Origin of the sequence: Streptosporangium sp. NPDC000563, assembly GCF_040299985.1 — a bacterium.
Classification (GTDB): Bacteria; Actinomycetota; Actinomycetes; order Streptosporangiales; family Streptosporangiaceae; genus Streptosporangium.
This window is the reverse complement of record NZ_JBEPDA010000052.1, coordinates 1-17,359: the sequence shown is the minus strand read 5'-3', so window position 1 is coordinate 17,359 and position 17,359 is coordinate 1. Positions and strand designations below refer to the sequence as shown.

At 73.2% G+C, this 17,359-nt stretch carries 5 protein-coding genes; all 5 read right to left on the bottom strand.

Translation table 11 applies throughout. The annotated features are described in order from the left end of the window. On the bottom strand, positions 1 to 4,578 hold a 4,578-nt coding region (locus ABT352_RS40365; protein WP_350950357.1), incomplete at its 3' end, for a beta-ketoacyl synthase N-terminal-like domain-containing protein. Between the two features lie 131 nt (positions 4,579 to 4,709). Continuing rightward, a complete protein-coding gene (locus ABT352_RS40360) occupies positions 4,710 to 6,008 on the bottom strand; it encodes an activator-dependent family glycosyltransferase (RefSeq protein WP_350950356.1) in 1,299 nt (432 codons plus the stop codon). Positions 6,009 to 6,447: 439 nt separating this feature from the next. Beyond that, a complete protein-coding gene (locus tag ABT352_RS40355) occupies positions 6,448 to 9,006 on the bottom strand; it encodes an ABC transporter permease (RefSeq protein ID WP_350950355.1) in 2,559 nt (852 codons plus the stop codon). Further along, on the bottom strand, positions 9,006 to 9,806 hold the full coding sequence (locus ABT352_RS40350) for an ABC transporter ATP-binding protein (RefSeq protein WP_350950354.1): 801 nt from the start codon (positions 9,804 to 9,806) through the stop codon (positions 9,006 to 9,008). Before ABT352_RS40350 ends, ABT352_RS40355 begins: the two co-directional genes overlap by 1 nt. 152 nt (positions 9,807 to 9,958) lie before the next feature. Next, entirely contained in the window at positions 9,959 to 17,356 is a 7,398-nt protein-coding gene (locus ABT352_RS40345) for an SDR family NAD(P)-dependent oxidoreductase (RefSeq protein ID WP_350950358.1), read from the bottom strand. Between the last annotated feature and the right edge of the window lie 3 nt (positions 17,357 to 17,359).

The following is a 17,359-nucleotide window of genomic DNA, read 5'->3' as shown; positions in this document are numbered from 1 at the left end:
CCCCACCGGGCCGAACGCGCCGTCCAGCAGACCGAAGACCCGGTCACCCGGCGCCAGGTCGTCCACCCCGGCACCGACCTCAAGCACCACGCCGGAGGCCTCGCCTCCCATCGGCACATCGCGCTCGGGCACCATGCCGAGCGCCACGACGACGTCGCGGAAGTTCATCCCGGCGGCGCGGACGGAGATCCGCACCTCGCCCGGCTCCAGCGCCCTGCCGGACGCGGGGTGCGGGACCAGCGCCAGGTCCGACAGGCTCCCCTTGACCGGCGCGTCCAGCCGCCACTCGGCCACCCCCGCCGGCACCGCGAGCCCGTCCCCACCAGCCGCCCGCGCCAGGCGCGGCGCCCACGCCTTTCCGTCCCGTACGGCCACCTGCGGCTCGTCCGGGGTCGTCGCGCTGAGCAACGCCGTACCGGAAACGGGGCTCTCGTCGAGGTCCACCAGCAGGAGGCGGCCCGGGTTCTCCGCCTGGGCGGCGCGCAGCAGGCCAAGGGCCGCGGCGCCCGCCAGGTCGGTGACGTCGTCGCCGTGCACGGCGGCCGCGCCCCTGGTCACCACCACCAGCCGCGCCGACCCGAACCGCTCCTCGGCGAGCCACTCCCGCACCAGCCCCAGCGCCCGGTGCGTCGTCGTCCGTACCCGAGCCGCGACGTCTCCGTTCTCCTGCCCCTCGGAAGGCGGGAAGGGGACGAACACCAGATCCGGCACGACCTCGGAGGCCGACGACGACCCCAGGTCCTCGAACTCCTCGACCTGCGCACCGGTCGCGCGCAGTGCCTCGGCCAGCCCGATCCCGTCGGCGCCCAGCACCGCGTACCGCTGCCCGGCGGGGATCTCGGCGAGTGGCGGCACCGTCCAGTCCACCCGGAAGAGGGAGTCGCGGCGGGCGTCGGCCGCCGCGGAGAGCCGGTCCGCCGGGAGGGGGCGCGACAGCAGGGACTCCACGGACGCCACCGGGCTCCCCGAGACGTCGGCGAGCCGGAGCGAGACCGTGTCGGTGCCGGCGGGCGACAGGCGCACCCTCAGCTCGGCGGCACCCTCGGCGTGCAGGGAGACGCCGGACCAGGCGAACGGCAGGCTCACCTCGCCGGACCCGCCCTCCAGCAGTGCCTCGGCGTGCAGGGCGGCGTCCAGCAGCGCCGGGTGCAGGGCGAACCTCCCCGCCTCTCCTCGCGCGTCCTGGGGGAGGGCGACCTCGGCGAAGATCTCCTCACCGCGTCGCCAGGCCGCCCGCAGCCCCTGGAACAGCGGGCCGTACTCGTATCCCTGGTCGGCCAGCCGCTCGTACAGGCCGTCCACCTCCAGTGCCGTCGCACCCGCCGGAGGCCACTCGGCCAGGTCGAAGGGGTCTGCGGGGAGGTCGGCGACGAGGAAACCCGTGGCGTGCCGGGTCCAGGGCGCGTCCGCCTCGTCGCCTGCGTCCTCCGGGCGGGAGTGCACGGCGACCGGGCGGCGGCCCGTCTCGTCCGACGCCCCCACCGACACCTGCACCTGCACGCCGCCCTCTCTCAGCGGCAGCGGCGCCTCAAGCGTCAGCTCGTCCACCGTCCCGCACCCCACCCGGTCACCGGCACGCATCGCCAGCTCCACGAACGCCGTACCCGGCAGCAGCACGGTGCCCGCCACGGCGTGGTCGGCGAGCCAGGGGTGCGTGCGCGTCGACAGCCGCCCGGTCAGCAGGACCTCGCCGGTTCCCGCCGAGGTCACCGCCGCGCCGAGCAGCGGGTGACCGGCCGCGGTCAGGCCGGTGGACGCCAGGTCGATCGCGTCGGTGGCGTCCAGCCAGTACCGCTCACGCTGGAAGGCGTACGTGGGGAGCTTCACCGGGCGAGGGTCGTGGGGGGCGAACAGCGGTTCCCAGTTCACCGGCGCCCCGTGCGCGTACGCCTCGGCCAGCGAGGTGACGAACCGGTTCATGCCGCCCTCGTCGCGCCGCAGGGAGCCGACGGCGACCGCGGTACCGGCTGCGACCTCCATGGCCTCCACGCTCTCCTGGACGCCCACGGTGAGCACCGGGTGGGGGCCGATCTCGATGAACAGAGCGTGCCCATCCCGCACCAGCGCGTGGGTGGCCTCCTCGAAGCGCACCTGCCGCCTGAGGTTGGTGTACCAGTAACCGGCGTCGAGTCCCGCGGTGTCGATCGGCTCGCCGGTCACCGTGGAGTAGAAGGGCACTCCCGCCGACCCGGGGGCGATCCCCTCCAGGTCGGCCAGGATCCGCTCCCTGAGCGGCTCCACGTACGCCGAGTGCGACGGATAGTCGACGGGGATCTTCCTGGCGCGGACGCCGTCGGCCACCAGCCGTTCCAGCAGCTCGTCCAGGGCCTCCGTCTCGCCGGAGAGCACCACGGATCCGGGACCGTTCACCGCGGCCACCGCCACGCGGTCGCCCCAGGGTGCCAGCAGTTCCCGCATCCGCTCGGCCGGGAGCGAGACCGCCATCATCTCCCCGTGGCCGGACAACTCCTCGCCGATGGCGAGGCTGCGGAGCGCGACCACCCGGGCGCCGTCCTCCAGCGACAGAGCGCCCGCCACGCAGGCGGCGGCGACCTCTCCCTGCGAGTGGCCGACGACGGCGTCGGGTTCGACACCGTACGAGCGCCACAGCTCGGCCAGCGAGACCATGACGGCCCACAGCGCGGGCTGCACCACGTCCACCCGTCCCAGCGGCGGCGCGCCCGGCTCGCCGCGCAGCACCTCCACGAGCTTCCAGTCGACGAACGTCGCGAGCGCGTCGGCGCACTCGGCCATCCGGGTGGCGAACACCGGTGAGGAGTCCATCAGCTCGACGGCCATCCCCGCCCACGCCGCTCCCTGCCCGGGGAAGACGAACACCACTTTCGGGTCGGGGACCGCGACGCCGCGCACGACGTTCGGCGCGGCGTCGTGTCCGGCGACGGCGCGCACGCCCGCCAGCAGGTCGGCTCGGCCGGTGCCGACCACCACGGCGCGATGCGGGAAGGCCGCGCGGGAGGTGACGGCGGCGTGCCCGACGTCGACCGGCGACAGCCCGGCGTCGGCGTCCACGTGCGCCGCGAGGCGTTCCGCCTGGGCGCGCAGCGCCTCCTCGCCCTTTCCCGAGATCACCCAGGGCACCACGAGGGGTGGGCCGTACCCGCCGGCGACGGCGCCGTCCGTGTCCGTACCGCCCGCGTGCTCCGTACCGTCCGCGGCCTCCGGCGCAGGCGGTGGCGCCTCCTCCAGGATGACGTGCGCGTTGGTGCCGCTCACCCCGAAGGAGGAGACGCCGGCTCTGCGCGGGGCGCCGCCGTTCTCCCAGGTCTCGGCCTCGGTCAGCAGCGTGACGTCACCGGCCGACCAGTCGACGTGCGGTGAGGGCTCGTCCACGTGCAGGGTGCGGGGCAGGACTCCGTGCCGCATCGCCAGCACCATCTTGATCACGCCGGCGACGCCCGCGGCCCCCTGCGTGTGGCCGATGTTCGACTTGATCGAGCCCAGGCGGAGCGGCCTGCCCTCGGGGCGTTCCCGTCCGTACGTGGCGAGCAGCGCCTGCGCCTCGATCGGATCGCCGAGGCCGGTGCCGGTGCCGTGCCCCTCGACGGCGTCGATCTGGGCGGCCGACAGACGCGCGTTGGCCAGCGCCTGGCGGATGACCCGCTGCTGTGCGGGTCCGTTCGGCGCGGTCAGCCCGCTGCTGGCGCCGTCCTGGTTGATCGCCGAGCCGCGGATGACCGCCAGGATCGGGTGTCCGGCGCGCTGGGCGTCCGAGAGGCGTTCCATCAGGAGCATGCCCACGCCTTCACCCCAGCCGGTGCCGTCCGCCGCGGCGGCGTAGGCCTTGCACCGGCCGTCGGGGGCGAGGCCCCGCTGGCGGCTGAACTCCACGAAGGTGCTCGGCGTGGACATGACCGTCACGCCGCCGGTCAGCACCATCGAGCACTCGCCCTGACGCAGTGCCTGGACGCCAAGATGCAGCGCCACCAGGGACGAGGAGCACGCGGTGTCCACCGAGACCGCGGGCCCCTCCAGGCCGAGCACGTAGGCGACCCGTCCGGAGGCGACACTGCCGTCGCTGCCGTTGCCGATGTAGCCGCCGAGTTCGTCGGGGACGACGCGGGCCCTGGAACCGTAGTCGTGGTAGATCACCCCCGCGTAGACGCCGACGGCACTGCCCCGCGCGGACAGCGGGTCGATCCCCGCGTCCTCGAACGCCTCCCAGGCGGTCTCCAGCAGCAGTCGCTGCTGGGGGTCCATCGCCACCGCCTCCCGGGGGTTGATCCCGAAGAAGGCCGGGTCGAACCCCGCCGCGTCGTAGAGGAAGCCGCCCGAGCGCGTGTAGCTCTTGCCCGGACGGTCCGCGTCGGGGTCGTAGAGGTCGTCGACGTCCCAGCCACGGTCCTCGGGGAACGACGAGATGGCGTCGCCGCCCTCGGCCAGCAGCCGCCACAGCGCCTCCGGACTGTCCACTCCCCCGGGGAACCGGCAGCTCATCCCGATGATCGCGATGGGCTCGGTCTCCCTGCGCTCGGCCTCTCGCAGCCTCTGCCTGACCTCCCGCAGATCGGTCGTCGCCCGCCGCAGATAGTCGAGAAGTTTGCCGTCGTTCTCCACCACGTCACCCCTGTCAGACCGTTCGGGGGCCTCGCCCGGTCGAACCGTGCGTCTCGGGTCGAGGCGTAAAGGAAAAGGGCGCTCGCGTCGCGGGGCGGCCCGTGTTCGGCGTTCCGGTGAATCGCGGGCGAACCTCAGCCGGCCGGCGTCGGCTCGCCGTTCTCCGCCCGGTGGCGGGCGACCAGCTCTTCCAGGTCGCGTACGAGATCGTGCGGGGCCGGGGTGGCCTCGGCGATGTCCCTGAGCCGGGTCGCGTTCTCCCTGAACGACGGCTCGTCGATCAGGCGCAGCAGGTTCTCCCTGAGCGTCCGCGCCGAGAGCTCCTCCGGCTCAAGGACGAGGCCCGCGCCCTCGGCGGCCAGCCGCCGGGCCATGCCCGCCTCGTCGTAGAGTTTCGCGGGGACGACGAGCTGCGGAATCCCGTGCGCGATCGCGGTCCCGAACGTCCCGGTGCCACCGTGATGGACGATCGCCGCGCAACCCGGCAGCAGGGAGTTGAGCGGGACGTAGTCGACGATCCGCACGTTGTCCGGAACCTTCTCCCCCGGATCGAGCTGGGCGGCGTTGAGGGTGGCGACCAGTTCGAGGTCGAGGTCGGCCACGGCCTCGAACAGGTCGGCGGCTCCGATGCTGCCGTTCCCGCCCCACACCTCGCGCCCCGACACGCCGAGGGTGAAGCAGACCCGGGGCCGCCCGGACCCGGCCTCGCGCAGCCAGTCCGGGAGGACGGCGGGACCGTTGTAGGGGACGAAACGGACGGGCAGGTAGTCGTGCTCGACGGGAAAGCGCGTCCAGACCGGCATCGAGTCGACGGTGGCCTGGCCCAGAATGGTGTCCTCGTGGAATTCGCAGCCGTACCTCGCCAGCTTCGCGGTCACCCAGTCGGCCACCGGGTCCTCGACGGGGTGCCCCGGCCGCGTCTCCCTCAACCGCAGGAACAGCGAGCGCATCCGCCCCCAGTGGTCCCTGCCGAAGGTCGACCGGACGTGCGCGGCTCCGCAGGCCCGGGCCGCCACCGGGCCGGGGAAGGTGATCGAGTCCCAGACCACCAGGTCGGGACGCCAGTGGCGGCAGAAGGCGACGAGGTCGTCGTACATCGACTCGTCCGTGATGAAATCCAGCGCGAGGGGTGAGGCGAAGGAGGCCATGCAGTCGCGCACGTACTCGTAGGTGAGGACGTCGGGCCGCTCCTCGGCGATGTCGTAGCCGGAACCGAAGATCTGCTGGTCGGCGGGGACGGTCGCGAGCCGCTCGGCCACGTTGGACATCTCACCCACCGATACCGCGGTCAGGCCGGTCCGGGTGACCTCGTCGAGGATGTCCGGCTGGGTGGCGACGATCACCTCGTGGCCCGCGGCCTTCAGCGCCCACGCGATCGGCACCACCAGAAAGAGATGGGCGTTCGCGGCGTGCAGGGTGAACAGGACACGCATGAAGATTTCCTCCGGATTTCATTCAAACGAGATCAGACTGCCTACCGCGAGATCAGCGAATTCGTCTTCGTGCTTCGCGGTCACGGGTAACCCGCACCGATTCCAGAAGGTGGGGAAAACTGCTGTCCGCCGTTTTCCATGCCGAACCAAGTAGCACGCTACCTATGTGGGTGCGATGAAACCGACCCCTAGCGCACCCCTCAGCCTCCCCTGAGGAGAACCCCGGCTTCCGGGGCGGCCGTCGGCGGCACGACCAGGTCAGAGCATGTGGAGACGTGCCGGAACGGCGAAGGGAGGGGGTGTCGTGCCCCCTCCCCTAGCCGGTGGACCGGACGGTGAACCCCGGCTGGAACATCGCGTGCGACGGCCCCTCGCGACCGGGGCCACGCGGGCCGGCCGAGGGGAGGGCAGGCGCCGGTATCCGGCGACCCGTGACCCGCTAGGAGCCCCCGGAGTCGGCGGAGCGGACGCGGCGGGGACGGGTGACGATCCACGCGGGCGACAGGGCTCCCATGAGCGCGGACAGGCCGACGGAGCAGACCACGATGACGTAGAGCCACACCGGTCCTGAGGGAAGCGGGGAGCCGTTGACCGCGATGGTGAAGGGCAGCAGCAAGGGCACGAAGCACACGGTGCCGAGCACGACGCCGATGACGGCGACCAGGACCCCCTCGACGCCCATCATCCGCAGGATCTGCCCCCGGCTGGAGCCGATCAGCCGTTGCAGCCTGAACTCCCTGCGCCGCCGTACCGCGCCCGCCGCCTGGGTGCTGATCACCGAGATCACGACGAAGGCGAGTGTCGTCCCGATGAGCAGGTGGTTCACCCATGCCCGCGTCCGTTCCCGCTCGGTGTGCGGGCCGGACAACACGTCGTCGCCGCTCACCCGCAGCCCCGGCACGGCTCGCGCCACTCCGGCCAGGGTCGCGGCCACCCGGGGGACGTCTCCGTCCGAGACCGCGCGCACGAGGATCTGGGGCGGCAGGCCGGCCGTGGTGTGCTGTGCCAGCAGGTCGGCCGGCATCAGGACCGTCTCGGCACCCGCCTTCGCCGACAGCAGCGCGACCACCCTCAACTCGGCCGCGTGTCCGTCGCCCAGGCGGATCCTGACCGTGTCGCCGAGACCGCGGCCGAGTTGCCGGGCGTGCCCCTCGGCCAGCGCGACGCTGTGCCCGCGCAGCCCGGTGAGCGTACCGGCGGTGAGCCTGAGCTTCATGACGTGCTCGGCGCCCTCCGCGGTGATCCCCCGGGCCGGCCATCCGTCCTCGCCCTGCCAGGCGTCGTACGGGCTCTCCAGGAACACGGTGCCGGTCACGAACTCCGAGGCTCCCGCGACACCCGGGATCGACCGGACCCGGCCGAGCAGGTCGGTGGCCAGGCCGCCGGTCTGCGCGGTGAGCACGACGTCGGCGCGCAGGTCCCTGACGTACGCGCGCTCGGCCACACCCGCCGGGGACACCTGAAGGTAGACGTTGGCCAGGGCGATTCCCGTGACGAGCATGATGGGCGTGGCCGCGGCGGCCACCCGGACGGTCCGCGCGCGGGTGTTGAGGATGGCGAGGTGTCCAGGCTGACCGAAGACCGCACGGACCGGCCGGCGCAGGGCCTCGGTCATCGCCACCGTCATACGAGGGGCGACCAGGGTCAGCCCGACGGAGAGCGCGATCACGGTGAGACAGACGGAGATCACCCCGGGTGGGCGGGACGCCACCGCCGCCGAGACGGCGAGCGCCGCGCCGCCGGCGAGGCAGACCAGCGCGATCGCCGACCGCACCAGGCCGAGCGGCCGCCGCCGGGGCACGGTGCCGGCGGGCGGCTCGACGGCCGGGATCATCGACGCCCGCCTCGCCGGAAGGAACACCGCCGCCGCCGCGGCGAGCAGGCACGTCGCGATGGCGGCCAGGACCGGGATCCAGCTCTGCTGGAACGGCATGACCTCGGGGACCAGCCCGTCGGCCACCAACCGCCCGAACAACCAGTGTCCGAGGTAGGGACCGAGCAGGCAGCCCGGCACGACGGCGAGCGCGGAGACCGTCATCCCCTCGCTGAACACCATGCGCCGGATCCGCGCCGGGGACGTGCCCATCACCTTCAGCAGCGCCATCTCCCGGCTGCGGTGCTCGACCGACATGCCGAGGGTGCCCGCCACGACGAGTGCGGCGACCAGGAGCGTCGTCCCCGCAGTCACCCCGGAGATGACGACGAGGTTCTCGCCGCCGTCCCTGCCCTCGGGGAACTCGGCCAGTCCGCGGTCGTCACCGACCAGAGCCGTCGCCATGTGACCGTGCAGCGCGGCCTGGATCCGCGGGCGGAGCACCCCGGCGTCGATCCCCCGGGCGGGCAGGACCGCGGCGGCGTCGACGGTGCCGGGGTGCCCGGCCAGGCGCCGGGCGTCGGACGCGGAGAAGAACATCGCGGCCTCGGTGATCGCGCGACCGTCCGCGGGCGCGGCGACACCGGTGACCCGGTAGGTCCCGGCGACGCCGCCGACCGCGACCTCGACCCGGTCTCCCACCCGGGCACCGGAACGCCGGGCCAGCGTGGCGTCGAGCACCACCTCCCCCGAACCTCCGGGCGGCGTGCCGGCACTCAGCTCGTACGGCGCGAGCCGGGCGGAGCTCCAGTCGTGCCCGACGCCCGCCGGCCGATTCCCCAGCAGGATCGTGGCGGGAAACGACAGGTCACCGATCACCCGGTCCACCCCGGGCACGGCCCTCAGGGTGTCGAGCAGGCCGACACCGAGCCGCACGCGTTCGGTCAACCGCGTCCACTCGGTGTCCTCGTCCCGGAGGTCGGCTTTGGGCAGCGGATAGGACGGGTCACCGACTATCACGATCGGCGCCCCCGCCAGGCGCTGGGGCGGCACCTTCCCTCGGAGGCCGGTCTCCATCAGCGCACCGGCAGCCGAGACGATCACGGCACCGAGGAGCATCGCGGTGAAGACGGCGGCGAAGACATCCTTGCGGAAGGACAGCGTGCGCAGGGCGAGGCGCCACATCAGCCGACGTTCCCCTCTTCTGGCCTCGGTGGCCTGTCCCAGATGCCGAGGTGCGACATCCTCTGGACCACCGCCCTGTCCATCGGCAGGCTCCGCTCGTCGACGACGCGGCCGTCGGCGAGGAAGACGACGCGATCGGCGTAGGAGGCGATCAGCGGGTCGTGGCTGGCCATGACGACGGTCCGGCCGCCCTCGTGCACGGCCTCCTGGAGCAGCCCGAGGACACTCTCGGTGGCGCGGGCGTCCAACGCGCCGGTCGGCTCGTCGGCGAAGATCACCGGATGGCGGGTGACCAGGGCACGGGCGATGGCGGCCCGCTGGCGCTGTCCCGGGGAGAGTTCGTACGGCCGGTGGCGCGTCCTGTCGGCCAGCCCGACCCTGCGCATCACCTCGGCGAGCAGCGAGGGGTCGGCGGCCCTGCCCGCCAGGGAGAGGGGCAGGACGACGTTCTCCTCAACGTCCAGCGCGGGCAGCAGGTTGAACTTCTGGCAGATGAAGCCGATCCGTTCACGGCGCAACTCCGTCAGCGCCGCCTCGTCGAGCCCGTTCAGCTCCCTCCCCTCCAGGGTCACCGTTCCCGAGGTCGGCCTGTCGAGCCCGGCCGCGCACTGCAGCAGCGTGCTCTTGCCCGACCCGGACGGCCCGATGATCGCGGTGAGGCTGCCGCGAGGGCAGCCGATCGTCACACCTCCCAGAGCGACGACGACGTCCGCTCCGCTCCGGTAGGTCTTCTGCACCGAGTCGAGCCGGACGATCTCCTCGACTTCCTGACTCTCCGCGCGGATCCCTTCGCTGTCCATAGGCCGAAGCGTAATCAGCGGGCGATAGTCGGCACATCGGCCGGAGGGGCCATACGGCTCATCCCTGCGACGGGTGGCGGTGAGGGACCGGATGTCCCGGGGCAGGACCTCCCCGCGCGGGGCGCGAGGAGTCCATCCCAGGTCGAAGCCCGTCACAGCTCACTGTCGAGGATGTCGAACAGTTCGTCCGCGGTCGCCGACTCCAGCTCGGTCCCGCCGGTCGTCGTCGCCTCCCTCCGGTGTGTCTCGATCCATCTGGAGGTGAGCGCGCGCAGCCGGCCGGTGATCCTCTCGTGCTCCACCGGGTCGGGCGCCGCGGTCTCCATCGCGTGTTCGAGCCTGGCGAGCTCCGCCTCCAGCGTCGCCGCGGGCGGCTCGTCGGCGACGAGTTCGGTCCTGATGTGGTCGGCGACCGAGGCCAGGGTCGGGTAGTCGAAGATGAGGGTCGCGGGCAGCCGCACGCCGGTGGCGGCACCGAGCCGGTTACGGAGCTCCACAGCGGTCAGCGAGTCGAAACCCAGCTCCTTGAACGGCCTGAGCGGATCGACCGCGTCACCGTCCAGGTGTCCGAGGACCGCGGCGACGTGGGTGCGCACCAGGTCCAGCAGCAGGCGGTCGCGGCCGGTGGCCGACAGCGACTCCAGCCGCTGCCGCAACGACTGTTCGACCGGGGCCGAAGCCGCCTCGCGGACCGCCCGGCGAGTCCTGGTGGTGACCAGACCGCGGAGCATCGCCGGAAGCGCCTCGGCCCGTGAGCGCTGGGCCGTCAGATCCAGCCGGATGGGGACCAGGGTGGCCTCCCCGAAGTCGAGCGACCGGTCGAGCAGCGCCATCCCGGCCTCGGCCGTGAGCGGCAGCAGGCCGGAGGCACGCAGCCGGCGCAGGTCGGTCTCGCCGAGCTGTGCCGTCATGCCGCCGATCTCGGGTGCCCACATACCCCAGGCGAGGGAGACCGCGGGCAGGCCCGCGGACCTTCTGTGCTCGGCCAGCGCGTCCAGGAAGGCGTTCGCCGCCGCGTAGTTGCCCTGCCCGGCACCGTCCAGCGTGCCCGCCGAGGAGGAGAAGAGCACGAACGCGGACAGGTCGAGTCCGCGGGTGAGCTCGTGCAGGTGCCAGGCCGCGTCGGATTTCGGCCGCCAGACCGTGTCGACCTGGCCGGGCGAGAGCGACCCGACGACACCGTCGGCCACGACTCCGGCCGTGTGGACGACCGCGGTGAGCGGGCGGCCGCCGGGCAGGTCGCCCAGAAGCGCGGCCAGGGCCTCCCTGTCGGAGACGTCGCACGAGGCGACGGTGACCTCGGCTCCGAGCCCGGTCAGTTCGTCGCGGAGCCGCTCGGCACCCGGGGCGTCGATGCCCCGCCGACCGGCGAGTACGAGGTGACGGGCTCCGTGACCGGTGACGAGGTGCCTCGCGACGAGGGCGCCGAGGCCGCCGGTGCCGCCGGTGACGAGCACCGTGCCGTTCCCGTCGAGCGGCGCGGGCACGGTGAGCACGAGCTTGCCGACGTGCCTGGCCTGCGCCATGAACCGGAACGCCTCGGGCGCGCGGCGTACGTCCCAGGTGCGGATCGGCGGCGGGGTGAGCACACCCTGTTCGAAAAGCCGGACCAGCTCGGCCAGGATCTCCGCGGTCCGGTCGGGACCGGCGTCGGAGAGGTCGAACGCCCGGTAGGCGACTCCGGGATGTTGCGCCGCGACCTCCTCCGGGTATCGCACGTCGGTCTTGCCCATCTCGGCGAAGCGGCCGCCGCGCGGCAGCAGGTCCAAGGAGGCGTCCACGAACTCCCGGGCCAGCGAGTTGAGCACGACGTCCACGCCTCGGCCGCCGGTGGCCTCCAGGAAGCGGCTCCTGAAGTCCAGGTCGCGGGAGGAGGCGATGCGGTCGTCGGGGACGCCCAGGGCCCGCAGCGCGTCCCGCTTGCCGTCGCTCACCGTGCCGAACACCTCGGCGCCCAGGTGGGCGGCGAGCTGGACGGCCGCCATGCCGACGCCACCGGCCGCCGCGTGGACCAGCACCGACTCCCCTTCCTTGAGGTCGGCCAGGTCCACGAGGCCGTAGTAGGCGGTGGCGAACACGGCGGGCACCGACGCCGCCTCGGCGAAGGACCAGCCCGCCGGGATCGGCACGACCATCCGGTGGTCGACCACCGCGTACGGGCCGAAGCAGGCGTCGACGAGGCCCATCACGCGGTCGCCGGGCGCGAGGCCGACCACCCCGGGCCCGACCTCGGTGACCACCCCGGCGGCGTCCGCGCCCAGGTCGGCCCGGCCGGGATACATGCCGAGGGTGATCATGACATCGCGGAAGTTCAGGCCGCCGGCACGGATCGCCACGCGCACCTCGCCGGGCTCCAGCGGCCGATCACGGGCGTCGCACGCGGACAGCGCGAGGTTGTCCAGCGTGCCCTGCCTGGTCACCTCCAGCCGCCAGGCTCCCTCGCCGGCCGGTGGTGTCAGCAGGCCCGCCGAGCCGGTCCTGGCCAGGCGCGGCACCATGGCCAGGCCGTCGCGCAGTGCCAGTTCGAACTCGCCCACGTCCAGCACGCCGGGCAGCGCGCGGTGGGAGTCGTCGGAGCCGTCCACGTCCAGGAGGAGGAACCTGCCCGGATTCTCCGCCTGCGCCGCGCGGACCAGACCCCACAGCGGAGCCTGCGCGAGGTCGGGCGGGCCGTCGCCGGAGCCGGTCCTGACCGCGCCGCGGGTCACCACGGCCAGCCTGGTCCCGGCGAGGCGGTCGTCGGCGAGCCAGGTGCCGAGCAGGTCCAGGGTGCGCAGTGTCGCGGTCCTCGCCGTCTCCGCCGCACCGCCGTCCCCGCCGGAGAGGGCCGGGACCAGTACGGTCTTCGGCCTGACGGGCATGGCGCGCAGCGCGTCGAGGTTCGCGACGAAGGAGACGTCGAGTCCCGCCGAGCGCAGTGCCCGGCCCAGCCGGTCGTCCTCGGCCCCGAGGACGACCCACTCTCCGCCGCCCTCGACGACGGGCACCGCCGTCCAGTCCACCCGGTACAGCGAGTCGCGGGCGGCACCGAGCCCTTCGCCGGAGACCGGGCGCATGGCCAGCGACCCGATGGTGACCACCGGGGCACCGGTGCCGTCGGCCACCTGGAGCGAGGCGGTGTCGGAACCGTTCCTGGAGACCCTCACCCGCACCGACGAGGCGCCGGTCGCGTGCAGGGCGACTCCGTTCCAGGCGAACGGCAGCTCGACGGGCCTGCCGGGCTCGGCCGGTTCGCCGAGTTCGATGGCGTGCAGCGCGGCGTCCAGCAGGGCCGGGTGGACGCCGAAGAGCGCGGCGTCGGCGGCGACGCCCTCGGGCAGCGCGACCTCGGCGAACACCTCGCCGCCCCGTCGCCAGGCGGCGCGCAGCCCCTGGAAGGCCGGGCCGTAACCTGCCCCCTCGGTGGCCAGCCGCTCGTAGAGGCCGGTGAGCTCGACAGGCTCGGCGCCGGGCGGTGGCCACTCACCGAGGTCGAAGTCGCCGGACGGGGCGGACGGCGCGAGGAGGCCGGTGGCGTGCCGGGTCCACGGCTCGTCGCCCGTACCGGTGCGCGAGTACAGCGACAGCGGGCGGCGGCCGGAGTCGTCGGCGCCTCCCACGACCGCCTGGAGCGCGACGCCCTCCCTGCCGGGAAGGACCAGCGGGGTCTCCAGGGTGAGTTCCTCGACGGTGTCACAGCCGACCTGGGTTCCCGCGCGGACGGCGAGCTCGACGAAGGCCGTGCCCGGCACGATGACGGTGTTCAGGATGGTGTGGTCGGCCAGCCAGGGATGGCTGCTCAGCGAGACACGTCCGGTCAGCACGGCGCCGCCGGACTCGGGCAACGCCACCACCGCGCCGAGGAGGGGGTGCTCGGCGGGCACCTGTCCGAAACCGGACGCGTCGGCGGTGAGGTCACCGGTCTCGAGCCAGTAGTGGCGGTGCTGGAAGGCGTACGTCGGCAACTCCACCCTGCGTGCCTTCCTCGCACGCACCACGGCGCCGTCCACGGCGACCGCACCCGTGGCCGTGCCGCTCTCGGCGGTCACCTCGGCGGGAGCGACGGACGCGGCGGTGGCGGCGGCGTCGGTGAAGAACGCCTCCCAGTCAACGGCCACCCCCCGCGCGTGCAAGGCGCCCAACGCCGTGACCAACTCCGCGGCCTCACCACGATCCCGGCGCATCACCGGCACGAACACCGCCCCAGACCCCACCCCCGAACCAGCCGCCGCAGACCCATCGCCGGAAACACCACCGGACCCGTCACCGACCAGGCACTCCTGCCCCATCGCCGACAACACCCCGTCCGGCCCCACCTCCACGAACGTCTCCACCCCCGCAGAAACCAACACCCCCACCCCATCGGCGAACCGCACCGCACCACGCACCTGCTCCACCCAGTACTCCGGCGAACACAACCGCTCCGCCGTGGCCGACTCCCCCGTCAACGTCGACACGATCGGAATCCGCGGCGGGTCGTAGGACAGCGTCGCCGCCACCGCCCGGAACTCCTCCAGCATCGGATCCATCAACGGCGAATGGAACGCGTGCGACACCCGCAGCTGCTTCGTCCTGATCTCCCGTTCCCGCAGAGCGGCGGTCACTTCCAGCACCGCCTCTTCGGTACCGGAGATCACCACCGAGGTCGGACCGTTGACGGCCGCGATGGACACCTGGTCTTCGCGCCCGGCCAGCAGCCCGGCGACCTGCTCCTCGGAGGCCCGCACCGACACCATCGCCCCACCGGAGGGAAGCGCCTGCATCAACCGCGCCCGGCCCGCCACCAACGCACACGCGTCCGCCAGCGACAACACCCCCGCCACATGAGCCGCCGCGATCTCCCCGACCGAATGACCCGCCAGCACATCCGGCGCCACTCCCCAGGACTCCACCAGCCGGAACAACGCCGTCTCCACCGCGAACAGGGCCGGCTGCGCCCACCCTGTCTGGTCCAGCGCCTCCGCCTCGGCTGTACCCGGCTCGGCGAACAGCACCTCACGCAACGACCCCTCAAGCAGCGGATCCAGCTCGGCGATCACCGCGTCCAACGCCGCCGCGAACACCGGGAACCGCTCATACAGCTCCCGGCCCATCCCGGCCCGCTGACTGCCCTGACCGGTGAACAACACCGCCACCCGGCCATCACCCACCCGACCCCGCACCACACCCGAACCACCGGCTACCGCCGACAACCCGGCCACCACACTTCCACGGTCCCCGCCCACCACCACCGCACGATGATCGAGGGCAGCACGCGTCGTCGCCAGCGAGTACGCCACATCCAGCAGACCGACCTCCGGCCGCTCCTCGATGTGCCCGGCCAGACGCGCGGCCTGCGCGCCCAACGCCTCCTCGCTGCGCGCCGACAGCACGAACGGCAACGGCAACCCTCCGGCGAACTCCGCCACCGGAGTCGGCAGCCCCTCTTCGACCTCGGCCTCGGTGTCGACGGGGGCGGGGGCGGGGGCCTGCTCGATGATGACGTGGGCGTTGGTACCGCTGATACCGAAGGCCGACACGCCCGCGCGGCGCGGGTGGCCGTTCTCCGGCCACTCGACGGCCTCGGTGAGCAGCGACACCGCACCCGCCGACCAGTCGACGTGGGAGGTGGGCGCGTCCACGTGGAGGGTACGCGGGAGCATGCCGTTGTGGATGGAGAGCACCATCTTGATGACGCCCGCGACCCCGGCGGCGCACTGGGTGTGGCCGATGTTGGACTTGATCGCGCCCAGCCGGAGCGGACGCTCCGGGGAGCGGCCCTCACCGTAGGTGGCGAGCAGCGCCTGGGCCTCGATCGGGTCGCCGAGCGTGGTGCCGGTGCCGTGCGCCTCCACCGCGTCGACGTCCGACGGCGCGAGACGGGAGTTGGTGAGCGCCTGGCGGATGACGCGCTGCTGGGAGGGTCCGTTCGGAGCCGACAGGCCGTTGCTGGCACCGTCCTGGTTGACCGCGCTGCCCCGCACCACCGCCAGCACCGGATGACCGTTGCGACGCGCGTCCGACAGCCGCTCCAGGACGACCATGCCGACGCCCTCGGAGAACACCGTGCCGTCCGCGGCGTCCGCGAAGGACTTGACCCGGCTGTCGGGGGCGAGGCCGCGCTGACGGCTGAACTCCACGAAGAGCTCGGGAGTGGAGACCACCGTCACTCCGCCGGCCAGCGCGAGCGTGCTCTCGCCCCGTCGCAGGGAGTCGCAGGCGAGGTGGAGTGCCACCAGCGACGACGAGCAGGCGGTGTCCACCGTGACGGCCGGGCCTTCCAGGCCGAGCACGTAGGCCACCCTGCCGGACATCACCGAACTGGAGTTGCCGGTGAGCAGGTAGCCTTCGACGCCCTCGGGCAGTTTCGCCAGCCCGGTGGCGTATCCGGTGCTCGAAGCTCCGACGAACACGCCGGTGGAGCTGCCCTTGAGCGCGTCGGGGGCGATCCCCGCGCGCTCCAGCACCTCCCAGGACGCCTCAAGAAGCAGCCTCTGCTGCGGGTCGGTGGCGAGGGCCTCGCGCGGCGAGATACCGAAGAAGCCCGCGTCGAACTCGCCCGCGTCGTGCATGAAGCCGCCGCCGCGCGCGTAGCTGGTGCCGTGCCGGGCGGGGTCGGGGTCGAAGAGCCGCTCCAGGTCCCAGCCCCGGTTGGCGGGGAACTCGGAGATGGCCTCCCCGCCCTCGGCCAGCAGCCGCCACAGCGCCTCCGGCGAGTCGATGCCGCCGGGGTAGCGGCAGCTCATGGAGACGATCACGATGGGGTCGTCGTCCGCGGCCGCCGAGACCGGCGCGAGCGGCTCGGCGTGCGCGGCGGAGACTCCTGCTCCGAGCAGTCTGCCCCTGAGGTGCTCGGCCAGGGCCTCGGGGGTCGGGTAGTCGAAGACGAGGGTGGCGGGCAGGCGCAGGCCGGTGGCGGTGTTGAGCCGGTTGCGCAGTTCGATGGCGGTGAGGGAGTCGAAGCCCAGTTCCCTGAAGGCGCGACCCGGCGGCACCGAGTCGGCGTCGGTGTGACCGAGCACGGTGGCGGCCTGCGTACGGACCAGCGAGACGAGCACGCGGTCCCGCTCGGCCTCGGGGAGTCCTTCCAGCTGCCGTCGCAGGGGAGAGCCACCGCCGGACGCGGGGGTGGCGGACGCCGTCACCTCGCGGCGGGCCGGGGTGCGGACGAGTCCTCGCAGCAACGCCGGCGGCGCGGCGGACCCTGCCCGCAGCGCGGTGAGGTCGAGGTGGATCGGCACGAGCAGCGCCTCGTCGAAGGCGCGGGCCGCGTCGAACAGGGCGATCCCCTCCTCGGAGGAGAGGCCTCGGGCACCGGACTGCTCCATGCGCGCGATGTCGGTGTCGTCCAGATGGGCGCTCATGCCGCTGCGCTGGTTCCAGAAGCCCCAGGCCAGCGAGAGCCCGGCCAGCCCCTGAGCCCTGCGGTGCGCCGCCAGCGCGTCCAGGAAGACGTTGGCGGCGGCGTAGTTGCCCTGTCCCGCGTCACCGAAGACTCCGGCGGCCGAGGAGAACATCACGAACGCCGACAGGTCCATGTCACGGGTGAGCTCGTGCAGGTTCCACGCCGCGTCCACCTTCGGCCGCAACACCGC